General features: G+C 60.2%; 16 protein-coding genes and 1 riboswitch. Of the genes, 15 read left to right on the top strand and 1 reads right to left on the bottom strand.

Annotated features, from left to right (window positions below; genetic code table 11):
* Positions 1–94: 94 nt before the first annotated feature.
* The 13 genes from UM93_RS11895 (at position 95) to UM93_RS11835 (ending at position 22023) form a co-directional block, all read left to right on the top strand.
* On the top strand, positions 95–3010 hold the full coding sequence (locus UM93_RS11895; RefSeq protein ID WP_045077337.1) for a Na+/H+ antiporter subunit A: 2916 nt from the start codon (positions 95–97) through the stop codon (positions 3008–3010).
* On the top strand, positions 3007–3447 hold the full coding sequence (locus tag UM93_RS11890; protein WP_045075802.1) for a Na(+)/H(+) antiporter subunit C: 441 nt from the start codon (positions 3007–3009) through the stop codon (positions 3445–3447). Before UM93_RS11895 ends, UM93_RS11890 begins: the two co-directional genes overlap by 4 nt.
* Positions 3444–5027: a Na+/H+ antiporter subunit D gene (locus UM93_RS11885; RefSeq protein WP_045075800.1), complete on the top strand. Its 1584-nt coding sequence runs from the start codon at positions 3444–3446 to the stop codon at positions 5025–5027. The genes UM93_RS11890 and UM93_RS11885 overlap by 4 nt, the downstream gene beginning before the upstream one ends.
* On the top strand, positions 5024–5599 hold the full coding sequence (locus tag UM93_RS11880; RefSeq protein WP_045075798.1) for a Na+/H+ antiporter subunit E: 576 nt from the start codon (positions 5024–5026) through the stop codon (positions 5597–5599). Before UM93_RS11885 ends, UM93_RS11880 begins: the two co-directional genes overlap by 4 nt.
* The gene (locus UM93_RS11875; protein WP_045075797.1) at positions 5596–5883 is read left to right on the top strand and encodes an MrpF/PhaF family protein; all 288 of its coding nucleotides are present in this window, start codon (positions 5596–5598) and stop codon (positions 5881–5883) included. The genes UM93_RS11880 and UM93_RS11875 overlap by 4 nt, the downstream gene beginning before the upstream one ends.
* On the top strand, positions 5880–6248 hold the full coding sequence (mnhG, locus tag UM93_RS11870; protein WP_045075795.1) for a monovalent cation/H(+) antiporter subunit G: 369 nt from the start codon (positions 5880–5882) through the stop codon (positions 6246–6248). Before UM93_RS11875 ends, mnhG begins: the two co-directional genes overlap by 4 nt.
* Positions 6249–6366: 118 nt before the next feature.
* Positions 6367–16419 (top strand): DUF11 domain-containing protein, encoded by a 10053-nt coding sequence (locus UM93_RS11865; RefSeq protein ID WP_045075794.1) that lies wholly within the window; start codon positions 6367–6369, stop codon positions 16417–16419.
* A gap of 6 nt (positions 16420–16425) precedes the next feature.
* Entirely contained in the window at positions 16426–16935 is a 510-nt protein-coding gene (locus tag UM93_RS11860; protein WP_045075792.1) for a hypothetical protein, read from the top strand.
* A gap of 9 nt (positions 16936–16944) precedes the next feature.
* A complete protein-coding gene (locus UM93_RS11855) occupies positions 16945–17205 on the top strand; it encodes a DUF4235 domain-containing protein (RefSeq protein ID WP_045075790.1) in 261 nt (86 codons plus the stop codon).
* Between the two features lie 124 nt (positions 17206–17329).
* Positions 17330–17441: riboswitch (TPP riboswitch) on the top strand.
* A gap of 38 nt (positions 17442–17479) precedes the next feature.
* Positions 17480–18094: an ECF transporter S component gene (locus UM93_RS11850; protein WP_045075788.1), complete on the top strand. Its 615-nt coding sequence runs from the start codon at positions 17480–17482 to the stop codon at positions 18092–18094.
* Between the two features lie 2 nt (positions 18095–18096).
* Positions 18097–19620, top strand: coding sequence for an ABC transporter ATP-binding protein (locus UM93_RS11845; protein WP_082057128.1), 1524 nt, complete (start codon positions 18097–18099; stop codon positions 19618–19620).
* The gene (locus tag UM93_RS11840; RefSeq protein WP_045075787.1) at positions 19617–20390 is read left to right on the top strand and encodes an energy-coupling factor transporter transmembrane component T family protein; all 774 of its coding nucleotides are present in this window, start codon (positions 19617–19619) and stop codon (positions 20388–20390) included. The genes UM93_RS11845 and UM93_RS11840 overlap by 4 nt, the downstream gene beginning before the upstream one ends.
* Positions 20391–20481: 91 nt before the next feature.
* Positions 20482–22023 carry a UDP-N-acetylglucosamine 1-carboxyvinyltransferase gene (locus UM93_RS11835; RefSeq protein ID WP_234399301.1) on the top strand — a complete coding sequence of 514 codons (1542 nt, stop codon included), beginning with the start codon at positions 20482–20484 and terminating at the stop codon, positions 22021–22023.
* On the opposite strand, the gene UM93_RS11830 is transcribed toward UM93_RS11835, so the two are convergent.
* Complete coding sequence (locus tag UM93_RS11830; protein ID WP_082057127.1) at positions 21960–22922, bottom strand: helix-turn-helix domain-containing protein; 963 nt, start codon at positions 22920–22922, stop codon at positions 21960–21962. The two genes, UM93_RS11835 and UM93_RS11830, sit on opposite strands and share 64 nt — an antisense overlap.
* Positions 22923–23044: 122 nt before the next feature.
* On the opposite strand from UM93_RS11830, the gene UM93_RS11825 reads away from it, so the two are divergent.
* Both UM93_RS11825 and UM93_RS11820 read left to right on the top strand, forming a co-directional pair.
* Complete coding sequence (locus tag UM93_RS11825; protein WP_045075785.1) at positions 23045–23851, top strand: MBL fold metallo-hydrolase; 807 nt, start codon at positions 23045–23047, stop codon at positions 23849–23851.
* The gene (locus UM93_RS11820) at positions 23842–24255 is read left to right on the top strand and encodes a nuclear transport factor 2 family protein (RefSeq protein WP_045075784.1); all 414 of its coding nucleotides are present in this window, start codon (positions 23842–23844) and stop codon (positions 24253–24255) included. The genes UM93_RS11825 and UM93_RS11820 overlap by 10 nt, the downstream gene beginning before the upstream one ends.
* Positions 24256–24314: the final 59 nt, after the last annotated feature.

The following is a 24314-nucleotide window of genomic DNA, read 5'->3' as shown; positions in this document are numbered from 1 at the left end:
GATAACTCTTGGCGAACTCGGAGGTAATTCGCTGAGGCAACCCATTGATAGAATGGATAATCCGACCGACCGAATCCGACAGGTGGAGCCGATCGTGCTAGTGATCCTTGCCATTCACTTTGTGGTGGCATTTATCGCGCCTTTTTTCTTCCGCTGGCTCGGCCGCAATGGATTTTACTTGCTGGCCGCCGTGCCGGCCGGTTCGTTCATTTGGCTGCTCAGTCAGCATGACGCCGTTTACGCCGGGAATTACCCCACCGAAACAGTGCAATGGATCCCGGACTTCGGGATGGAACTCGCCTTTCGGATGGACGCCCTGAGCTGGGTTGTTTCGCTCCTAGTGCTCGGCGTCGGCGCTTTGGTGCTGGCCTATTGTGCGCGGTACTTCAAGGCGAACGACGAGGCGTTCCAGGCGCACGGCGGCGGCTTCGGCGCGCAGCTACTCGGCTTTGCCGGGGTGATGTTCGGCCTGGTGATCTCCGATGATCTGATCCTGCTTTTCATCTTCTGGGAACTCACGACCATCCTTTCCTACCTGCTGATCGGCTACTCGCGCACCCGCATTGCCGCCCGCCGGGCCGCGCTGCAGGCGCTCATGGTGACCACTTTCGGTGGCTTGACCATGCTGCTCGGCCTGATCATGGTTGGCCAGAGCGCAGGCAGTTACCGGATCTCCGAGATCCTACAAAACCCGCCGAGCGGCACCGTGGTCGATATCGCTATCTTGCTGATCTTGGTCGGTGCGGTGAGCAAATCCGCCCTGGTGCCATTCCACTTCTGGCTGCCCGGCGCGATGGCTGCGCCCACCCCGGTCAGCGCCTATCTGCATGCTGCGGCGATGGTCAAGGCGGGTATCTACCTCATCGCGCTGTTGGCGCCGGCCTTCTCTGAAACGCCGTTCTGGCAGCCCAGCATTATGATCCTCGGGCTGGGCACCATGCTTATTGGCGGCTGGCGGGCGCTCAAGCAGCACGACTTGAAACTCATTTTGGCCTATGGCACGGTGAGTCAACTCGGCTTCCTAACACTGGTTGTCGGGTTGGGCACTCCCTATGCCGCCATGGCTGGCATTGCCATGCTGCTGGCACACGGACTGTTCAAGGCAACTCTCTTTCTGGTGGTCGGCATTATTGACCACCAGACCGGCACCCGAGATATTCGCAAGCTCTCCGGAGTTTTTCGCTCTGCTCCGGCGCTCGGTGTGGTCGCTGCGATAGCTGCAGCCTCAATGGCCGGCCTTCCGCTGCTTGCCGGTTTTGTTGCTAAAGAAGCCGTACTTGAAGCCCTGCTGAAGCTCGGCAACCCTTGGCTGCTGGCCGGAGTGGTGATCGGTTCAGCACTGACCTTCGGCTATAGCGCCAGATTCCTCTGGGGCGGTTTCGCCCGCAAGCCGAAGGGGATGGCGACCGCCTTCAAGAAGGTGCCCGCCGAATTCTTGGCCGCTCCGGCCATCCTGGCCGTGCTCAGCGTGCTCTACGGCCTCTGGCCTGAGCCGGTGCAGCAGTGGACCGAACCGTATGTCGAGCAATTCTCCGCGGAGGCGCATCCGCACCTCGCGGTCTTCGCCGGGTTCAACGCCGCGTTCGGGCTGAGTGTCCTCGCCATCATTTTGGGTGCGCTGCTTTTCCTGGCTCGGGAATGGGTCGAGCGAGCGCAGGACCGGCTTTACCCACTAATCGACGCCGAAAAGGGTTATCGCAATATTATTGGCGCGCTCGACGATGTGGCGGTCTGGATCACCGGCCGCACCCAGCGTGGTTCCTTATTCTTCTATCTGGCGGTGATTCTCTCCACCGCAGTGGTGGTCAATATTGTCGCCGTCATCCTGAGCGGTCGGCCGCTGCCGGAGATGTATCTGATCGATCCGGGCTCGCCAGCCCAAGCCATCGCCGCACTGATTATCGTGATTGGCGCGATCGCGGCCGCGCGAGCCAATAAACGCTTCCTGGCCGTGCTGATGGTTTCGGTCACCGGTTACGGCATTGCGCTGATTTTCGCTTTCCAAGGTGCACCTGATCTGGCACTCACCCAGATGCTGGTGGAATCGATCATCTTGGTCGCCTTCGTGCTGGCGATGCGCTCGCTACCGCCAGAGTTGCGGAACCGGACCACCGGTTCGCACCGGCTGATCCGGATGCTGATTGGTATTGCCTTCGGTGCCACCATGGTGGTGGTAGCGCTGATCACCCTCGGCTCCCGGGTCGATCTGCCGGTTTCCTTACAGTTCCCCGAACTGGCTTACAGCCAGGGTGGTGGCTTGAACATTGTCAATGTCACCCTGGTGGATATCCGTGCTTGGGACACCTTCGGCGAAATTTCGGTGTTGGCGATTGCGGCCACCGGTGTGGCCAGCCTGATCTTCGTGCACAACCGGGGACGCGCGCTGCCTCGCGCAGCGGGCGTTGAGAGCGGCAGCGTGGGCCGCCGCCAGGAGCGCCCAGAGGACGGCAGCCGCGATGCTGCGGCTTTGAAACTAGCCCGTCGCTTTGCCACCGCGAGTCGGGACGCCTGGTTGGTTGCCGGGCGCACGCTGGCACCGGAGCGACGCTCGATCATCTTCGAGGTAGTCACCCGATTGATCTTCCACTCGATGATTATCTTCTCGGTCTACCTGCTGCTGGCCGGTCACAACTTCCCGGGCGGCGGTTTTGCCGGGGGCCTGCTGGCAGGCCTGGCCCTGACCATCCGGTATTTGGCCGGTGGGCGGGTGGAGCTGGCTGAAGCCACCCCGATCAGTGCCGGTGCGCTGCTGGGCTCGGGGCTCGGTATTGCCGCGCTGTCTAGCGCCTTACCGTTGTTCTTCGGCGGCCAAATCTTCCAGAGCTTCATTATCGACTTCAGCCTGCCAGTCTTTGGTCAGATCAAATTTGTCAGCTCGACCCTCTTCGATATCGGGGTGTACCTGGTGGTGGTCGGGCTAGTGCTCGATGTACTGCGCAGCCTGGGTGCGGAGATTGATGAGCGGGAAGAACTTGGCACCCTTGAAGAGCAGGAGGTGCGGGCCGAATGAGCGTGAATCTGACCCTGCTCTTGGTGATGGGGGTGCTCTACGCGGTGGGCATTTACCTGCTGCTGGAACGCAGCTTGACCCGGGTATTGATGGGCCTCATGCTGCTCGCCAATGCGACGAATCTGTTGCTGCTCACCACCGGCGGTTACGCAGCGCTGGCACCGCTCTTCGACAAAAATATTCAGCCCGGGGAATATAACGATCCGCTGCCGCAGGCGCTGATCCTGACCTCGATTGTGATCTCCTTCGCGGTCACCGCTTTTATGCTCGGCATTATTTATCGGACCTGGATCTTGGCCCGGCAAGACGAAGTGCAGGATGACCTCGAAGACCGCAGGGTGGCTAACCAACCCAGTTTCGACGCCGAAGAAGACGTCGAAATCCCGCTGGAAACTACTGAGTTCGACGAGACAACGCAAGGGAAGGGGAAGAAATGAATTTCACCGATCTAACCCCCTTGGCCGTCGTCTTGCCGATCTTCGGCGCGGCACTTACCTTCTTGCTGATCAGGCACCCCAAGGCACAGCAAACCGTCAGCATAGCGCTGCTCAGCATCACCTTATTGCTCGAGATTTCACTGCTCGCCCAAGTCTGGAATGGCGGCACCGTGGCGGTGAAACTCGGCGCTTGGATGCCGCCCTTTGGTGTTGTGCTGGTGGTGGATCAGTTCTCCTCGCTCATGCTAGTGGTCTCCTCCGCCGTCGGCCTAGCGGTGTTGATCTACGCCACCGGGCAGGGCGCGGCGGACGGCGATTCGGAAGGCCCGGTATCGATCTTCCACCCAACCTATCTGATTCTGATGGCGGGGGTTTCCAACGCCTTCCTCTCGGGCGACCTGTTCAACCTCTACGTTGGCTTCGAGATTCTGCTCACCGCTTCCTATGTGCTGATGACCTTAGGTGGCACCGGCCCGAGAGTGCGAGCCGGGGTCACCTATGTGGTGGTCAGCGTGGTCTCTTCCTTGCTGTTCCTGATTGCCATTGCGATGATTTACGGCGCCACCGGCACCATCAATATGGCCGATCTAGCGGTCAAACTTGGCCACCTCGACCCTGGCACGCAAACCGTATTGCACCTGATGCTGCTGATTGCCTTCGGCATTAAAGCCGCTGTCTTCCCGCTCTCCTTCTGGTTGCCAGACTCCTATCCAACGGCACCCGCCCCGGTAACGGCGGTGTTCGCCGGCTTGCTGACCAAGGTTGGCGTCTATGCGATGGTGCGCACCGAAACGCTACTTTTCCCCACCGAGGATCTGAATAATCTGCTCATGGTGGTGGCGCTGCTGACCATGGTGGTCGGCATCCTGGGCGCGATCGCGCAGACCGATATAAAACGTCTGCTTTCCTTCACCCTGGTCAGCCATATTGGCTACATGGTGTTCGGCTTGGCCCTGTCTTCCAAGGTCGGACTGGGTGCCGCGGTCTATTACGTGATTCATCACATCACCGTGCAGACCAGCCTGTTCCTGGTGACCGGGCTGATTGAGCGGCGTGGTGGTACCACCTCGATCGATCGCTTAGGTGGCTTGGCGAAGCTGTCTCCTTTGCTTGGTTTCCTGTTCTTCGTGCCGGCGATGAACCTGGCTGGCATCCCGCCGTTCTCCGGCTTCCTGGGCAAGGTGGGTCTGCTGCAAGCGGGTGTCAATCTGGGTACCCCGCTGGCCTGGGTGCTGGTTGCCGGTGGCGTGGCGGTCAGCCTGCTCACCCTGCTGGCGATCGCCAGGGTCTGGAATCGCGCCTTCTGGCGGCGACCAGAGGACGCCGAGTTTCCTGATCCGGCGCTGCTCGCCGGATCCTCGGGCGATACCAAAACTACATTGCCTCGGATGATGGTTGGACCGACCATCGGACTGGTCGGGATGGGCCTGTTGCTGACAGTCTTTGCCGGGCCGCTGGTTCAAGTGGCCGATGCCTCGGCCCAGGAGATGCTGCAGCGCACCAGCTATGTGCATGCCGTGCTCGGCGATGAGGGCGTTAGCGCTCTCGAACAAAATACCGCAGCGGAGGTGAAACGATGAGCCGGAAACGGATCTCCTTTAAGCAAGAACTGCCGCTGCTGATCTGGCTGGTGCTGGTTTGGGCTGCGCTATGGCGGGATTTCAGCCCGGGTAACTTGATTTTCGGCGCCCTCATCGCGCTCATAATCACTCGGCTTTTCTATCTGCCGCCGGTGGAGTTGAGCGGGCGGTTCAACCCGATCTACTTCCTCGAGTACATCGGGGTGTTCTTATGGCATGTGGTGATCGCGAGCGCCCAGGTGGCTTATTTCGCCGTCGTCCGGGGTCCTCGAATAACCAATGCGGTGGTGGCCGTTCGGTTGCGGAGTCATTCGGATCTTATGGTCACCGCCACCGGCCACGTGATCTCGCTCATTCCGGGTTCACTGGTGATTGAAGTTGACCGATCGACCTCGACGCTCTATCTACATGTGCTCAACGCGAGTACTCCAGCGGAGGTCGAAAAAGTGCGCAGGGAGGTGCGATCAGCCGAGGCCTGGCTGATCCGGGTGATGGGCAGTAAAGCCGAGCTTGCTGCGCTACGGGCCGAGACTGCTGATCGTCCGGCCCGCCAGGCTAGGAGCAGCCAATGATGATTTTTGGACTGCCGCTAATGACCGCGGTGCTTTGGCTGGTGGGAGCGGTGCTGAGCCTGGCCGCGCTGGGTGCGATCTACCGGATCGCGGTCGGGCCGTCATTGCTCGATCGGGTATTGGCCGCCGACGTGCTGCTCTCCATCTTCTCTGCGGCATTGGCAACCGATATGGCCCTGAACAAACATTTGAATAATTTGCCCTTATTGGTGGCCTTGACAGTGATCGGCTTTATCGGCTCGGTGACAGTGGCCCGCTATGTCTCGGATCGGAGGAAGAGTTGAGTTTCAATGACATCATCGATCTGATCTCCGCAATCTGCATTGTGGTGGGCGTACTGCTCTCGTTGGCGGCCGCCGTCGGCCTGCTTCGCTTTCCCGATTTAATGAGCAGAATGCATGCGGCTACCAAACCGCAGGTTCTGGGGTTGTTGCTGCTGCTTTTAGCGGTGGCGCTGCAAATGCGGCAATGGCAGGTGCTGCCAATCTTATTGATCGCCTGGATCTTCCAGTTACTGACCGTTCCGGTTTCGGCGCATATGGTGGGCCGGGCTGGTTACCGGACCAAGCACCTGCACCGGGAGACGCTGAGCCAGGACGATCTGGACGAAGTGGTTGAGGCGGCGGCCCGAAAAGAACGAGCAGAATAGACGTCATAGTTGACTATGACGAATTATGTCGTTGTGAGTTGCTGAACCGGTTGAGGTAGGGTTACTCGGGTAGCTAGGGGACTCGTGGGGACGAGTATGGGCAAAAACGGGGATTTATATGGCACAGCTGGGTCAAAATTTAGAACATAAGCAAGGCGTCTCGGGGCGGCACTTGCGGAAACGGCGAGCACGGTTCGGGGTGAAGAACCTCATCCATGCGGCAGTCGCCACAACGGCCGTGATGGCGCTGGCCTTCGGTACTGTGCTGGTTGCGCCGGCGATTCAGCCCTCGGTGGCTGCACCCGGGGTGGCTCCGATGGCGCTACCGCCCGCCACCCAGAACCCGAGCAGCTGCCCGACGCCGATCACGCTCGCCAACGGTGACTTTGAGCAGCCGGTGATGACCGGTCAGTGGACGACCTATCCGCAGGCCTCGGTGCCGGGTTGGAATACCACCGCGCGTGATGGGCTAATTGAGTACTGGAAGAGCGGGTTCAACGGCGTGCCGTCCTACTCTGGCAGCCAATTTGTTGAACTGAACGCCAACTACGCCTCGGCGCTCTACCAGGACATTGCCACCACCCCGGGCCAGACCATTCAATGGTCACTGGCGCATCGCGGCCGCCAAGGCACCGACGTGATGGCGGTCAAGATCGGCACCACCAGCAACCCGGTCGAACAGCAGAGGCTCAGCGATGGGACGACCTGGGGCACCTATTCTGGCACTTACACGGTGCCTGCCGGTCAGACCACCACCCGTTTCCAGTTCGAGGCGATCTCCTCCGCCGGTGGCAACGCCACAGTCGGTAACTTCCTGGATGCGATCCAGTTTGGCAACGCTGCCTGCCTGATCGCGAATAAAACGGTCACTAACCTGAACGGCAATAACCCAGCCAAGGTCGGCGACGTGCTTGAGTACAACGTTGCCGTCAATAACGGCGGTGGAATTGACGCACCCGAGTCGGTGCTGCAGGACGTGATACCGGCTGGCGCTCAGTACCAGCCCGGTTCATTGAAGATCTCTTCAGGAGTTGGTGCAGGGTCTTATACCGATGCGACGGGTGACGATCGGGCCGAATACAGCGCGGCGAGTAATACCGTTAGCATTCGCCTGGGTACCGGTGCCACCGCTTCGACCGGTGGCAAGATCGCGCCCGGCACCAGCACCACAGCCACCTTTAGGGTGCTGGTGACCTCAGCTGCTGCTGCCGGTGAAATCAATAACAAAGCAACAGTTAATTACCGTGACACGCTGACCAATACAGTCAAGACCTCTACTTCGCAGACAGTGCAGACCCTGGTGGCTGCGGCTGCGGATCTGCAAATCACCAAGGCCTTGGTAACTCAAACCCCGGTCGCCGGAAGCCCGATTCAATACAAACTGACGGTGACCAATAACGGCCCTCAGGCTGCCACCGGAGTCACCGCCGTGGACGCCTTGCCGGCCAGCATCACCGGTGGCACAGCTCAGATCGACGGTGGCGCTAGCTGCGCCGTGAACGGTCAGAGCATTAGCTGCGCGATCGGTAACCTCGCGGTGGGGGCGAGCCAGACGATCACGGTCAATGGCACGGTGGCAGCGGCCACCGCGCCGGGCAGCACGGTGACTAATACCGCGACGGTGTCCGGAAATGAATTCGACCACGTCCCGGCGAACAACACCGCCACCACCAATACCGTGCTGCTTAACCCGGCGCTCACCGTGACCAAGACCGCCGGGGCACTGCAAGACACCAATGGTTCCGGCCGGGTCGATGCGGGGGATACCCAGCTCTACAACTTCGTGGTGCGAAACACCGGTAACACCGTGCTCAACTCGGTTTCGGTGACCGATCCCAAGATCAGCAACGTCTCCTGCCCGGCAACCACGCTGGCGGTCAACGCCAGTATGACCTGTACTGGCAGTTACCAGCTGACCCAGAGTGATATTGACGCAGCCTCTGTGACTAATAGTGCAACAGCTAAGGGCACGCCACCCGGCGGCAGTGCTGTCACCTCTCCGCCCAGCCAGGTGACCACTCCGATCACGACGCCGAGCACGCTCAAGCTGACCAAGACCGCCGGTGCAATCACAGACGCTAATAACTCAGGCCGCACCGATGCTGGCGATACCATTGCCTACACTTTTGACCTTGAAAACACCGGGGCGACCACGCTGAACACCCTGAGTATCAGCGACGCCAAGATCCCGGGGGTGAGCTGCCCGGTAAGCACCTTGGCGCCTGGCGCTAAAACCAGCTGCACGGCTACCTACACGCTAAAGCAGTCTGATATTGACGCCGCTAAGGTGGATAACTCCGCCACCGCAAACGCTAAGAACAGTAGTGGCCAGTCGGTGGTATCGAATACTTCAACCGCCAGCAAGCCGTTGCCGCAGGTCTCCAGCTTCAGTTTCGTCAAGTCCGCGAGTGCGCCGGTGGATAGCAATGCTTCTGGGCGTTTGGACGCGGGCGACAGTATTGGGTACAGCTTCAAGTTCACCAACACCGGCACCACCACGCTGACGAAGGCGACTGTTGCTGACTCGCTGCTCGGTGCGGTGACTTGCCCAACCGCTCCGCTGGCACCGGGTGACTCCATCACGTGCACCGCGAACTACACCATTAGCCAGGCCGATATGAACGCTGGCCACCGGGCCAATTCGGCCACCGGTGCGGTAACCAAGCCGGATAACAGCAGCTCAACTTCTGCCCCGAGCACCACCGATACGCCGTTGACTGGCGTCGGCTCGCTGACCTTTGATAAGCAGCAGGGCACGCCGGTGGACGTCAACGGTGACGGCAGCATCGGCAAGGGGGACCGGATCCCCTACACCTTCGTGGTGACCAACTCCGGCTCGGTGACGGTGACCGGCGTCAATGTTGTCGATAGCAAGGTCAGTGGAGTGAGCTGCCCGCTGACCACGCTGGCCCCCGGACAATCGACTAGCTGCACCGGCTCATACTTGATCACTCAAGACGACGTAGATTCAGGCAGCGTGCGCAACACCGCTCATGCCAATGGCAAGGACCCGAAGAACCAAGACGTGAACTCGGCAGAGGACTCCACCAGCCTGGCCATTGTGCAAGCGCCGAAGATCAGCTTGCTGAAGAAAGCTGGCGATATCGCCGATACCACTGGCGATGGCAGCACCGGGGCGGGGGACACCCTGAGCTACAGCTTCACCGTGACCAACACCGGCAACGTCACCGTCGACACCGTGACGGTTGCCGATCCGAAGATCCCCGGCGTGAGCTGCCCCAGCGCCCCGCTGGCGCCCGGTGAATCAGCGACTTGCACCGGTTCTCTGGTGCTGACCCAGGCTGATTTCGACGCCGGCAAGGTAGACAATAAGGCCACCGCCAGCGCCAAGAGTGGTGGCAGCACGGTGACCTCAAACGAGTCCGTCGAAACCAAGCCGCTGCCCGTGGTGGACGCCATTTCGATTAAGAAGAGCGCCGGTACCCCGGTCGATGCGAATAGCAGTGGCCGGATCGATGCCGGAGATACCATTGCTTATAGCTTCCTGGTGACGAACACCGGCAACACCACGCTGACCGGCGTGCTGGTCAGCGACCCGAAGGTCACCGGCCTGCAATGCCCGAGCACCACGCTGGCGCCGGGCAAATCGGTGAATTGCACCGGGACGCACACCATTAGCCAGGCCGAGGTGGATGCTGGCAAGGCAGATAACTCCGCTACCGCCACCGGAACTCCGCCGGGACGTGGCGCGGTGACCTCTCAGCCCAGCACCACCTCCACACCGATCACTCAGGTTGATTCGCTCAGCCTGGTCAAGGATTCGACCGGTCCGGTGGACTCCGACGGCAATGGCAAGATCAATGTCGGGGACACCGTTCCTTACACCTTCGTGGTGAAGAACACCGGCACCTCAACGCTGCAATCGGTACGGGTTCAGGACAATAAACTCAGCGCTAATTGCCCGGCGGGTGCGCTGGCGCCCGGTGCCAGCGTCACCTGCACCGGTAGCTACACGCTGACGCAGGCGGACCTGAATGCGGGCGTGGTCAATAACACCGCGACCGCCTTCGGTACGCCCCAGGGCGGACGCCCCGAGGTCCCCTCCAATCAGTCAAGCAAGAGCGTGGTGGTCCCGCAGCTTCGTAGCATTAGCTTGCTCAAAGAAGCGCAGGCCGTTATTGATAACAACAACAATGGTCGTACCGATCATGGCGACTTCATCCCCTACACCTTCAAGGTCACCAACACCGGCACCGTGGCATTGAACACCTTGGCGATCAATGATCCCAAGGCTGGTTCGGTACAGTGCCCAGCAACTGACCTAGCTCCGGGCGCCACCGTGACCTGTACGGCTACCTACGAGATCTTGCAGGCCGACGTCGACGCCGGCAAGGTCGTCAACGAAGCAACCGCGACCGCCAAGGACTCCGCAGGAACCACCGTGACCTCGAATAAGTCTTCGGTGACCACCCCGATGAGCGTGGTCGCCTCAATGACCTTCGATAAGCGGGCGGCAGCACCTACTGATGTGAACGGCAATGGAGTGACCGACGCGGGCGACACCATCGCCTACACCTTTGAGGTCACCAATAATGGTGCTGTCACCTTGAACGCGCTCTCCATTGTCGATCCGAAGGTCGGTCAGGCGAGTTGCCCAGCCGGTCCACTAGCGCCCGGCCAAACCCGCTTGTGCACCGCGACTTACACGCTCACTCAGGCGGACGTTAACAGTGGTTCAGTGCAAAACACCGCACACGCCACCGCTACCGATCCGACTGGCGACACCGTCGATTCACCTCAGGACAGCACCAATACGCCGATCCTGCCGCAGACCGAGCTGGCCCTGCAGAAGACTGCGGGCACCCCGCAACCAGCGCCGGGTCAGAGCACTGTTGGCGCGGGCGGCACCGTGGAGTACACCTTCACGGTGAAAAACAACTCGACGGTGACGATTAAGAACATCGCGATCAGTGACCCGCTGGTGACGTCGGTGATTTGTGATGTCACCGAGCTCGACCCGGGACAGAGCGCGATCTGCAAGGGCACGTATGTTCTGCAAACTGCCGATTTCAATCGCGGCGAAGTGCACAACGTGGCTACTGCCAAGGGCACCGCGCCGGATAACAGCGCGGTGGAATCATTGCCAGCAACCGCAAATGTGCCGCTGGTTCAATTGCCCAGCCTCTCGCTGGATAAGACGGCCGGAGCAATTCAGCACCAGAACGGTGGCACCACCATCAAGGCTGGTGACTTGGTTCCGTACACCTTCAAGCTGAAGAACACCGGCAACACCACCTTGCACCTACTCGGCGTGAACGATGGCCTGGTTGGATCGGTGCAGTGTCCGGTGGCTGACCTGCAGCCGAACGAGGAAACCAGCTGCCAGGCGCAATACGCGATCACCCAGGCGGACATCGACGCGGGCACCATCGTCAATAAGGCGAAGGCTTTTGCCACCCCGCCCGCCGGTGGCCAGATCACCTCGCCCGAGGATTCCGCCGTCGTCGACGCCAAGGGCGAAGGCAAATTGAGCCTGAGCAAGGAAGCGAACGCGCCGACGGACAGCAATGGCAACGGCCGGATCGACGTCGGGGATACCGTGAGCTACCGCTTCGTGCTCCGTAACGACGGCAATGTCACGCTGAGCAACTTCGCGGTCACCGACCCGAAGATTGGTGCGGTGAACTGCCCGGTCAACACCCTGGCGCCCGGGGCGAGCACCACCTGCACCGGCAGCTACCTGCTGACTCAGGATGACTTGAATGCGGGCAAGGTGGATAACACCGCGAGCGCTACCGCCAAGGACCCCTACGGCGGAACCATTGATTCCGGCGATTCCACCGCCACCGTCCCAGTACCGCAACAGAACTCGCTGACCATTAAGAAGTCCGCTGGCCAGTGGAATGACGCCAATAACAATGGCCTAATGGACCCGAACGAAACGATTCCCTACAGCTTTGTGGTGACCAACTCGGGTACCACCACGCTGAGCGGCGTCGTAGTCAATGACGGCCTGATTCAGAACGTGAACTGCCCGGCGACCACTTTGGCCCCCGGCGCCAGCACCACCTGCACCGGTACCTACACCCTGAAGCAGGAAGACGTCGATAAGGGCTTTGTCTTCAACTCGGCGACCGCGACGGGCACCACCCCGAGCGGCGGCAACACCACCTCTCCCGGCAGCGAGGTAACCACCCCGATTCCGGCGAAGGCCGAACTCGTCTTCGACAAGGCAGCCAGCCCGGTCAAGGACGCCAATAGCTCCAACCGGGTCGATGCTGGTGACGTGATTAGCTACACCTTCACGGTGACCAACCAGGGCAACGTCTCGATCGATTTCCTGGCGATCAGCGACACCATTATGAACGGCATTAGCTGCCCGAAGGACGTGTTGGCTGCCGGCGAGACCATGGTCTGCGTCAAGGACTACACCATCACCGCCGCCGATCTGGATAACGGCAGCGTGCAGAACACTGCCTCCGCGAGCGGGCTCGACCCGAGCGGTAAGACGGTGAAGTCCAATACCGATAGCACCACGACGGCGCTGACTCCGACCGTCGGATTGACGGTTGAGAAGAGCGCGGCTGCGCCAGTGGATGTCAATGGCAACAGCTTTGTCGATCGCGGCGACACGATTGAATATTCCTTCAAGGTCACCAATACCGGCACCGTGACCATGAAGGGTCTGACGATCAATGACCAGCTGCTCGGCAATGCGCCGATCAGCTGCCCGGTGACGGATCTGCCCGCTGGTGACTCAACCACCTGCACGGCGAGCTACACCATCGGGCAGCACGACGTCGATGCGGGCAAGGTCGTCAATAAGGCCACAGCCACCGCAACGCCACCCGGAACCGATGTGCCGGTCATCTCACCTCCTAGTAATGAGGTAACGGTGCCGATCGCGCCGAACAACCAGCTCGGCATCGTGAAGAAGGCCGGTGCGCCGCAGGACACCAATAACAATGGTCAGATTGATCCGGGCGAGACGATTGCTTACACCTTCACGGTGACCAACCTCGGTACCACCACGGTGAACTCGATAGTCATCGTCGATCCCTTGATTCCGGCCAATAAGATCAACTGTTCGGTCACTACGCTGGCCCCACAGGGCGTCGCCGAGTGCACCGCCAGCTACTCCATCACCGCGCAGAATCTGGATGACGGCCTGGTCAAAAACACTGCCATCGCCCAGGGAAAGGCGCCGAATGGTTCGACCGTTGAATCGCCGGGCAGCAGCACCGAAACACCCCTGGTTGCTGCCGATAAGCTCAGCCTTAGCAAGGCTGTGGTGAAGCAGGCGGGCAAGGACTATCAAGACGCCAATGGCAACGGCCTGCCCGACGTCGGCGAGACGATTAACTACAGCTTCACTGTGCAGAACACCGGTAACACCAGCCTGGACAATATCGCGGTTACCGACCCGAAGCTGCCGTTGATCAACTGCCCGAAGTCTTCGCTGGCCGCTGGTGAAACCATCACCTGTCAGGGCACTTATGCCTTGACTCAAGATGACATCAACGCCGGGAAGGTTGATAACCAGGCCAAGGTCTCGGGCACGCCGCCGCTGGGACGCCCCGCGGTGAACGCCGATAGTAATCTGGTCAGCACCCCGTTGCCGCAAGCCAGCAACGTCAGCCTGGTTAAGACGCTGCAGAGTCATGACGATGCCAATGGCAACACCCTGACCGATGCTGGCGATTCGCTGACTTACAAGTTCGTGGTCACCAACACCGGGAACACCCGGGTCAGTGAGCTCAAGATCAACGATGAGTTGATTGCCGACATCAGCTGCAACCCGACCACGCTCAACCCGGGCGAGTCCGCTGAGTGCAGTGGCAGCCTGACCGTGACTCAGGCCCAGGTCAACGCCGGCAAGGTGGTCAATAGGGCTACCGCGACGGTGACCGGACCCGAGGGAGTGAAAACCTCAGCGCCGTCGGAGGCTACCGTACTGACCGATTCGAAGGCACTGGTGAAACTAGTCAAGTCGGTGAAATCGGTCGAGGACACCAATAACAGCGGCGGCATCAATGCCGGCGACACGGTGAACTACTTGTTCACTGTTAGCAATGAAGGCACCCTGACGCTGAGCAATCCCAAGGTTATTGAGCAATTGCCCGGCGTCACAGTGAGCTGCCCGAGCGGTGAGGTGCAGCCGGGGAAGAGCGTCGACTGTGAAGGCAGCTACACGCTGACCCAAGCGGATGTGAACGCTGGCAAGGTGACCAATACCGCGACCGCCACCGCGACCGCGCCGGTGCCCGGTTCTGAGCCAGCTCAGACGCAAACCGTGACTTCAAACGAGGCCCGCGTGGTCCGCGCACTGCTTCGGGATAATCATCTGGAACTGGTCAAAACCGTCACCGGAATTATCGATGTCAATGGCAATGGCAAGACGGATACCGGCGACCGGATCAATTACGCACTTGTAGCCAGCAATAAAGGCAATACCACGCTGAAGAACGTCAAAATTGTGGATCAACTGCTACCCAATCTGAACTGTCCGGCGGTAACCCTCGAGCCCGGGGCGAGCACAGAGATTTGTTCGGGTAGCTACACCCTCAAAACATCCGATGTGGATGCGGGAATGGTGACCAACAGCGCTACCGCAACTGCGACCGCACCGGATAACTCGACGGTCAGTAGCAGTGCCTCGGTCAATACACCAACCGCAAACGATGGAGCGCTAAGCCTCGAGAAGAGGTACGATCCGCCGGTCGATGCGAACAACAATGGTCAGATCGACGCGGGCGAAAAGGTTAAGTTCAACTTTGTGGTGTCCAACACCGGTTCGGTCACGATCAATGGCATTGCACTCACGGACAAGATGCAACTGGAAAATCTGGATTGCAAATCTACCGTGTTGGCTCCCGGCGAATCGATGAATTGTTCCGGGATCTATACGTTGACCCAGCAAGACATCAACAACGGTAGCGTCAAGAACGTCGCGGTAGTCAATGGCAATAAGCCAGATGGCTCGGCGGTTGCTGAGGCCACCGCCGGGGTCACGGTGCCGCTCGATCAGAAGCCCATGCTGGGCTTTGTAAAGCAGATCGCGGGCACCCACGACCTGAATAACGACGGCCAGCTGGCCACCGGGGACAGCATCGACTACAAATTCACCGTGCAGAACACCGGCAATGTGCCGGTCACCGCGGTGAGTGTTGCCGATGGCAAACTGACCGCGGCCGGGGTGCAGATCTCCTGCCCGAGCACCGAGCTCGCGCCCGGCGAGAGCGTTGACTGCACCGCGACATACTCGATCACCCAAGCTGATACTGATATCGGCGAGGTAGTGAATACCGCGCAAGCCACGGCGCAGCACGGCGAGACGAAGATCGATTCGGTGACCTCAACGGCAACCCAGCCGCTCACGGTGCGTGACGGCCTCAGCCTGGAGAAGAAGATCGGCCAGACCAAGGATCTGAACCGGAACGGAAAGCTCGACGCCGGGGACAGCATTGAGTACCTCTTCACCGTAAAGAACACCGGGACTCGCACGGTCACGGGCGTCGCCGTGAACGATCCACTGGTGAAGGTCAGCTGTGCTGCGGCAAGCTTGGCAGCGGGTGCTAGCACCGACTGCAGCGCGCTGTACACGGTCACTCAGGCCGATGTGGATGCCGGGGCGGTCAAGAACACTGCGACCGCTGGCGGCAAGACGCCGGACGGCAAACCGATTGTCAGCGATCCGGACTCGGTGACCAAGAATTTGGATCCGACGTCTAGCCTGCAGCTACTCAAGAAGGCCGGAGCGGTACAGGACGCCAATGGCAATGGCCGGAAAGATGCTGGAGACACCATTGTTTACAGCTTTACGCTGAGCAATACTGGCAACACCACGCTGCTCAAACTGAGTGTCACCGATCAGCTGCTCAGCAACGCTGGGGTCAAGCTGAACTGCACGGTGCCTCAGCTCGCACCGGGCAGCTCGGTGACCTGCACCTCGGATCCCTACCGGATCAGCGCCGCTGACGTGGCTGCCGGAGCCGTCTTCAATACCGCCACCGCGACCGGAAGCAGTAACGGCAAATCACCGGTTGTCTCGCCGCCGTCGAGCGTGAAGACCGCGCTGGACCCGAAGACCAAGCCGCTACCGAACACCGGTGTCGACAATATCTGGCTCTTCGGTGCAGGCGGAGCGGTGCTCTTGATCGGCATCCTGCTGGTGCTTTTCGCAGCACGCCGCCGGAAGAACAACTCCTAGGAGATTATGAAATACCGAGTTGGAAAAGACAGCATCCCGATGAGTAAGGGCGGTCTGCCTGGCGCTGGCGGCATCGCCAGCATTGCGGTGGCGACGCTGACGGTTCTCGGTTTGGCAGCTTGTACCCCAGGGGAGTCCAAGGACTCGAACTCCAGTAGTGCACCGAGCAGTTCGAGCGCCCAGGCCAGTCAAGGGCTGATCTCTCCGCAGTTGCCCGAGATTCCAGCGCTGGACGGTGCCAAAGGTATCCGGGCCAACACCACCTTGGCTCAGTGCTCCACCAAACCGGGCGCCGTTTCTGCGAGTGGCAAGGTGAAAAATTCGACGGCCGAAACCGCTGATCTGGTGGTCACCGTGGATTGGGTGACGGCGAGTTCGGATGTGATGGCGCGCGGCGTCGTGGTGCTCAAGGGCGTCCCAGCCGGTGAGAGTAAGGACTGGAAAGTCAACGCTCAGCTGTCCTATCAGCAGCCGGTCAATTGCATCTTGACCGCGCAAGCTGGAACTCTGAAGTAGGCTGAAGACATGAATCTGTTGTTCAAACTTTTGGCCGCGGGAATCAGCTTCGGCGCCGGCTTCGCCGCGAATAAGCTGGTGGACACGATCTGGACGAAAACCACCGGGAATGCGCCGCCCAAGGACGGCGAGAACCTGGAACATAGCCTGCGTTCCGCGCTGACCTTCGCGATCGTCTCAGCTACGGTCGCCGCGATCATCCAGACCCTGACCGGTCGAGGCGCGCAGCGCGCCATTGCCAAGTTCAATAAGTCCCGGGATCTGACCTAAGCAGCTCCTCACCCAGTCACCTCGTTCCACCGGCCGAGTGTGCAGATCTACATCTTATGACCCTGTTTTAAGATGTAGATCTGCACACTCGGTGTGGGTTAAGTCGGTGTAAACTTAGACAGCAAAGTTACGACAGGGGAGCGCCGCCGCGAGGTGGGCGCTGAGAGTGCGGATAACCGCAGACCCTCGAACCTGATCCGGTTAGTACCGGCGAAGGGAGTCGAGCGCTCTTCGGCGTGTGAAAGCCCGCCGCCCCTCCTGAAAAGGAGGAAGCATGACTAGTACAACCTCAACCCCAGTTAGCTACCGCTGGCGAGTAGTGGATATTGTGGTCGCCGCGGTGATTGCGGTCGCCGGTGGCGTCATTTTCTGGGCCTGGTCGGCTCTGGCCACCGGAATTAGTGTGCTTTCCGCCGGATACCCGCCGCTCAGCGCGCTCTGGTCCGGTGGCTGGTTCATCCCGGCGGTGCTCGGCGGGCTAGTGATCCGCAAACCTGGCGCGGCACTGTTCTGCGAAATGGTGGCCGCAACCGGCGAACTCATTGCCGGATCCCCCTATGGCGGCACAGTACTGCTTTCCGGCATCTTGCAAGGCCTGGGCGCCGAACTCGTCTTCGCTGCTTTCCGCTACCGTTCCTGGCGGCTTCCCGCCTCGGTGCTGGCCGGAGCGGCGGCTGGCCTCATGTGTGGCATTAACGACTGCTTCCTGCTCTGGGGCTGGAACATCGAATACACAGCTGATTTCAAAGCCGTCTACATCGTCTTCTGCATGATTTCTGGCGCCGTGATCGCTGGACTGCTCTCTTGGCTGGCTACTCGCGGACTCGCGCGCACCGGGGCGTTATCAAGCCTGGGAGCCAGGAACGCGCATCGGGAACCGATCGTCTGAGCGTGCCGGCAACCAGATCTGGCCCGGCGCGGATCACGGCGGAGAACTGGTCTTTCCGCCGCGCCGATCGTGCCGCAGCCGTGCTGCACGGACTTGACTTCAGTATTGCGCCCGGTGAACGGGTACTGCTGCTAGGCCCTTCCGGTTCGGGGAAGTCCACTCTGCTGCACGCCTTAGCGGGTGTGCTGGGAGACGGCGATGCTGAGGAAACCGGCACCCTGGCCCTGGACGGCACACATCCCAGGGCAAGCCGTGGCCGAGCCGGATTGATGCAGCAAGACCCGGAGACCCAGGTGATCTTGCCCCGGGTTGGTGACGATGTCGCTTTCGGCGCGGAGAACCTCTCGGTACCGCCCGAACAGATCTGGCCGCGGGTCAACGACGCGCTGCGCGCGGTCGGCCTCGATCTGCCGCTTGACCATCCGAGCAGTTCGCTTTCCGGTGGTCAAAAACAGCGGCTGGCGCTGGCCGGAATTCTGGCCATGCAACCCGGATTGGTTCTACTCGACGAGCCAACCGCCAACCTGGACCCCGAGGGCGTACTCGAGGTGCGCGACGCTGTTGCCAGCGCCTTGGCTGATCGCTCGGCCACCCTGATCGTGGTGGAACACCGGGTGGAGGTCTGGCGTGACCAGGTTGACCGAGTTCTGGTGCTAAATGCGCAGGGCGGTTTGGAAGCTGACGGCACTCCTAGGGAGGTGCTAGTAGCGAGGGGCGAAGCCTTGGCTGCGCAAGGTATCTGGCTGCCCGAGCATCTGCCAGAGCTGCCGCCGTTCAACTCGACACCCGGCCGGCAGCTGATGACTACCGAGTCCTTAGCAGTAGGTCGCAGAGCTGTTGCTGCCGCGCAGGGCTTGAACCTGGAAATACAGGCCGGTCAGGCGCTCGCAATTACCGGACCGAATGGCAGCGGTAAATCCACCCTGGCGCTCACCCTTGGCGGCTTGCTCAAGCCGATTTCCGGTGTGTTGAAGGCGGAGCCGGAACTCGCCGATGGCCTTGGCGCTCAGCCGAGGAGCTGGAAAGCCAAAGATCTGATTGCTCGGATTGGCAGTGTCTTCCAGGAACCGGAGCATCAGTTTGTTACCGGAAATGTGCGCGACGAGCTTGCCTTCGGCCTGCGACATCAAGGACGCCGCGGCACCGAAAAGGAGGGCGCCGAAAAGGAGTGGGCCGCTCGAGTCGATGAATTGCTTGAGGCCTTGGGCCTGGCTGACTTTGCCGAAGCGAATCCATTCACCCTCTCCGGCGGTCAAAAGCGCCGACTTTCGGTGGCCACCGTGATGGCGGCCAAGCCAAAGCTATTGATCCTCGATGAGCCCACCTTCGGACAGGACGCGCTGACCTGGGCGGCCCTCATCGAACTGCTCCGGACAGCGCTGCTCGAAGGCAGCGCGGTGGTTTCGGTAAGCCATGACGAGCAGTTCATTGAAGCGCTCAACAGCAGGCAACTACTGATGCCTGAACAACCCGAGTCAAGGCTTTCCGACCCTCGACTAACCTCTGAGAGGAGGCCTGGCCGGTGAACGGCGGCTGGTTGGCGGCGGCGAACCCGCTGAGCAAGCTGGTAGCGGTTTTTCTGCTCACCTTCTCGCTCGCTCTCTCGGTGGATTGGGTTTCCGGCAGTGTGGTGTTGCTTTGCTTGCTCGTGGTGTTCCCGCTGAGCGGCGTTTCCTGGTGGACTTTGCTGAAGCGGATCTGGCCGGTCCTGGTCGCGCTCACCCTGGCTGCCTGGGGCACTGCTTTGGCTTCGGCGGATTCTGGCCGAGTGTTGCTCGACTGGGGGTATCTCAGTGTTAGCGAGGGTTCCTTGGCTACCGGCATTGCGATTGGGGTTCGCGGTATAGCGATCGCCCTGCCTGCAGCACTCCTGGTGCTCAGCACCGATCCCAGCGACCTGGCTACCGCACTCGCGCAAAAATGGCGGCTTTCACCGCGATTTGTGATGGGCACCCTCGCGGCGATGCGGCTGATTGGCGTAATGGCCGAAGAGTGGCAGACGCTGAGTATGGCTCGCCGAGCTCGTGGGGTGGGGGCCAGTGGCTCGTTCCTGAGCAGGGCTAAAGCTAATCTTGGTCAAGCGATGGCGCTTTTGATCCAATCGGTGCGCCGTGCCACCCGGTTAGCCGTCACCATGGAAGCCCGCGGTTTCGGTGGCAAAGAACGTAGTTGGGCTCGGGAAAGCAGCTTTTCCGGCCGTGACGTGCTGATCATTGCCTTCGGGGTGCTCGTTTCGGCTCTCGCGGTCTGGGTTTCGATCAGCTTGGGTGCTTGGAACGTGGTGTGGGGACGTTAGATTTATCGCATGTCACGACTATTTTCTTGACGTTATCGAATCTTTAGCAAGAAATTCGTCATCAATATGCGTTTTGTGATATTTTCTTCCTGTGACTACTGACATTCAGGAAACCGCAGAATCCGTCGCCCAGTTGCTTCGCGACGCCCGGATCGAGAAAGGCTGGACACAAGGCCAGCTGGCCACCGAACTGGGTACCAGCCAGAGCGCGGTAGCGCGGATGGAGCAGGGCAAGCAAAATCTCAGCTTGCGGATGATCCAGCGTCTCGAGATTATTTTTGGCCGTAGCATCGTCAACGTCGGTGCTCCCGCCACCACCAAAATGACCCATTTGCGGGTCACCGGCGGGCACCGGCTCTCCGGCGTCGTCGACGTGAACTCTTCCAAGAATGCCGGCGTTGCCTTGCTCTGTGCCTCGCTATTGAACCACGGCACCACCACGCTGCGCCGCTTGGCTCGGATTGAAGAGGTGAATCGGATCGTTGAGGTGCTGACCTCAATCGGCGTCGAGTGCACCTGGCTGAATGCCAATGACCTGCAGATTCGCCGCCCGGCGGTGCTGGACCTGGAGTCGATGGACGTGGAAGCGGCACGTCGCACCCGTAGTGTGATCATGCTGCTCGGGCCGTTGCTCGATGAGCACGAGTTGTACCGACTGCCTTATGCTGGCGGTTGCGACTTGGGCACCCGGACCGTGGAGCCGCACATGCAGGCGCTCCGTCAGTTCGGTCTCTCGGTGGAGGCGCACAATGGCTTCTATGCGGTGCAGGCTCCGGCCGCCGATCTGGAAGACCGCACCTTCGTGCTCACCGAACGCGGTGATACCGTGACTGAAAACGCCATTATGGCCGCCGCGCACCGCGAAGGCGCCACCGTGATTCGTAACGCCAGCCCTAATTACATGGTGCAGGATCTCTGTTTTTACCTGCAGGGTCTTGGCGTCCAGGTCGAGGGCATTGGCTCCACGACGCTCACCATTCGGGGCAAGGCTCGGATCGATACCGACATCGAGTATGCGCCCTCGGAGGACCCGATTGAGGCAATGAGCTTGATCACCGCTGGCATTGTCACCGACTCCGAGGTGACCATCCGCCGGGTGCCGATCGAGTTCATGGAGATTGAACTTTCAGTCCTGGAGCAGATGGGATTCCAGTACCGGGCTTCGGCGGAATACACCGCCCGCAATGGGCACACCCGCCTGGTGGACATCACCACGCTGCCCTCTAAACTCAAGGCTGCTCCGGATAAGATCCATCCGATGCCGTTCCCGGGTCTGAATATTGACAACCTGCCGTTCTTCGCGGTGATCGCTTCTTGCGCTGAAGGCAGCACGCTGATCCATGATTGGGTTTATGAGAACCGGGCGATTTACCTGACCGAACTCAATCGGCTGGGTGCCAAGGTGCGGCTGCTCGATCCGCATCGGATTGACGTCGAAGGCCCCACCCGGTGGCGCGCCGCCGAGATTGGCTGCCCGCCCGCTCTGCGGCCCGCAGCTTGTATTCTGCTGGCCATGCTGGCGGCGCGAGGCACCTCGGAGCTGCGCAATATTTATGTGATTGAACGAGGCTACGAGGACTTGGCTGAGCGGTTGAATACCCTCGGTGCCGAGATCGAGTACTTCCAGGACTGAGGGTTGGGGCCTTGTGCACCCTGCTGCGGCTCAGCAAGGTGAGTGCCATGCTTGAATTCTGCTGGCGTGCTGCCGACCCGGTGCTGGAAAAACTTGGAGAAATTCGCCGCGTCGTCGAATCCCAACGATTCGGCAACCCTGACCACCGGGCCGCTTTGGTGGACCAATAATCGCTTGGCTTCCAGGATGATGCGCTGGTCGATGAACTGTTTTGCGCTCATGCCCGCGTTTGCCTGTGCCGCCCGGTTCAGCGTGCGGCTGGAATAACCCAGCCTCGCGGCATATTGCGCCACCTGATGCATCGAGCGAAAGCGCTGCTCCAGTTCGGTGCGAAACCAGGCAAAGATCTGCGAGTGCGGCTTAGCAGGTTGTGCTGCTTGCTGACTGTGCTCGATCAGTCGCAGCACCGTGACGGAAAGCAGATGCTGCAGGATCTCGGTTTTCAACTCGGTTTTGCCGGCTTGTTGATTGGCCAATGTGAGTTCTTCAAAAGCATGTAGCGTGCTCGAAGCTGGCGTGGCCACGGCAGGCCAATGAGTTTGTTGTTCGCCAGCGAACCTCAGCAGATTCAGTAAGCCCGGTGCGAGAGTGTGTTCGGCGAACATCACCACGTCCCCGGAAAGTTCTGCTATCTGGCCCCATTGGTGAACTTGGTCTGAGCTGATCCAAAGTACGTCTCCCGGGGCTAGTGAGTAATCGACGAAATCGACTGTGTGCCGAGCGTTGCCGGCGGAGACTCGGAGCAGCAATTCAAAGCCAAGACGTTGCGGGGCTCGGAACTCCGCTCGTCCGCCGCGTCTCAAAATGGCGGCTACCGTGCTGACTTCAATGATGGGGGTGGCGTCGGAAGATGGCACGAAGGGAATGCTTCTAATGGCATTTTGTCCACTTTTCACCATGATCTGTCCTTAGAAAACCGTGAAACTCTCGAGCGATAATCCTAATCTTACTTATAGATCGAGATCGGCAAGCTGACCGAGATCGATAGTCAGAGTAAGTTTCATAGTTTGGAAGGAACACCATGTCCACCCTTGAATACACCGTCTTAGATTTTGCGGATAGCTCACTCAATAAGACCAGCGTGCTGGTCACCGGCGAGCATGATGCTTTGGTGGTCGACGCGGCTTTCACTCGCGCTGATGGCCACCGGATCGTGGCTGCTGTGCTGGATTCAGGCAAAACTCTCCGCACCGTACTGGTCACTGCTGGAGATCCAGACTTCTACTTCGGTGCCGAAGTGATTGCCGATGCCTTCCCCTCGGCGCAGTTCGTTGCGCCGGCTGATGTGATCGAACACATTCAACACAGCTACCAAGGCAAGCTGGCGGCGTGGGCGCACCTTGGTGCTAATCTGCCCACTCGTTTGGTGGAAATCCAGACCTGGCAGGGCGACGCTCTCGAGCTCGAAGGGGTTCAACTTGAGCTCCGCCAGGCCAGCGAACTGCTGGCGGACCGCTCCTGGTACTTGTTTGAGCAGCAGAGCAAGTCACTGCTCGGTGGCGTCCTGTTGTTCGGTGGCTTGCATGTCTGGACCGCCGATACCGCGACGCCGGAATTGCGTGCTGAGTGGGTCCGGGTGCTCGATGAACTGGAAGCGCTGAACCCGGAATTTGTAGTCGCTGGTCACCGCTTGGCTGGTTCGGAAACCGATCAGACCGCGATCCGGCATACCCGTGACTACCTACGGTTCTTTGAAAAGACGATTGCCGAGTCAGCTGATGCGGCAGCTGCTGAGCAGACTCTGCTGGCAGCCTACCCCTCGGCCGGGCTCACCGTCGCCGCAAATCTGGGCACCAAGGTGGCAAAGGGTGAGATGGCATGGGGCTGATTGAAGCCAACGGCAACGCACCCGCCGACGTCGTTCGTCGTCAATATCTGGCCTCCGCAGCTGGTGACTTAGCAGCTTTGCGGGCCACCCTGGCACCGGATGTGGAGTGGACCGAGATGGCGGGTTTCCCGCTCGCGGGTACCTATCGGACTCCGGAAGGAGTGACCAGCAACGTGATGGAAAAGCTGGGTGCCGACTGGGAAGGTTGGGCCGCCCACGATGACCAGTACGTGGTGGAAGGCGAAAACGTGGTGGTGCTGGCGCGTTATACCGCTAAGCATCGCGGTACTGGCAAGCAACTCAATGCCAGAGTAGTTCACCATTTCGTGGTGCGCGGCGGCCTGATCGTCCGGTTCGAGCAGTTCGTCGATACGGCCTTAGTGCGGGACGCGGCACAGGCTTAGTCCTGAGACTCGGGCATCCGCGGTATTAGGGACTAACCCCTTAAATACCTGCACCACTT

The organism is Psychromicrobium lacuslunae (genome assembly GCF_000950575.1).
In the GTDB taxonomy this organism is placed as follows: Bacteria; Actinomycetota; Actinomycetes; order Actinomycetales; family Micrococcaceae; genus Renibacterium; species Renibacterium lacuslunae.
This window is presented reverse-complemented; position numbering and strand designations above follow the sequence as displayed.

Excerpts from the sequence above, each read along its gene's own strand:
- UM93_RS11875 (WP_045075797.1), top strand. The coding sequence starts at position 5,596 with ATGATGATTTTTGGACTGCCGCTAATGACCGCGGTGCTTTGGCTGGTG.
- UM93_RS11830 (WP_082057127.1), bottom strand. The coding sequence starts at position 22,922 with ATGGTGAAAAGTGGACAAAATGCCATTAGAAGCATTCCCTTCGTGCCA.
- UM93_RS11865 (WP_045075794.1), top strand. The coding sequence starts at position 6,367 with ATGGCACAGCTGGGTCAAAATTTAGAACATAAGCAAGGCGTCTCGGGG.
- UM93_RS11855 (WP_045075790.1), top strand. The coding sequence starts at position 16,945 with ATGAATCTGTTGTTCAAACTTTTGGCCGCGGGAATCAGCTTCGGCGCC.
- UM93_RS11820 (WP_045075784.1), top strand. The coding sequence starts at position 23,842 with ATGGGGCTGATTGAAGCCAACGGCAACGCACCCGCCGACGTCGTTCGT.
- UM93_RS11885 (WP_045075800.1), top strand. The coding sequence starts at position 3,444 with ATGAATTTCACCGATCTAACCCCCTTGGCCGTCGTCTTGCCGATCTTC.
- UM93_RS11860 (WP_045075792.1), top strand. The coding sequence starts at position 16,426 with ATGAAATACCGAGTTGGAAAAGACAGCATCCCGATGAGTAAGGGCGGT.
- UM93_RS11850 (WP_045075788.1), top strand. The coding sequence starts at position 17,480 with ATGACTAGTACAACCTCAACCCCAGTTAGCTACCGCTGGCGAGTAGTG.
- UM93_RS11880 (WP_045075798.1), top strand. The coding sequence starts at position 5,024 with ATGAGCCGGAAACGGATCTCCTTTAAGCAAGAACTGCCGCTGCTGATC.
- UM93_RS11890 (WP_045075802.1), top strand. The coding sequence starts at position 3,007 with ATGAGCGTGAATCTGACCCTGCTCTTGGTGATGGGGGTGCTCTACGCG.
- UM93_RS11825 (WP_045075785.1), top strand. The coding sequence starts at position 23,045 with ATGTCCACCCTTGAATACACCGTCTTAGATTTTGCGGATAGCTCACTC.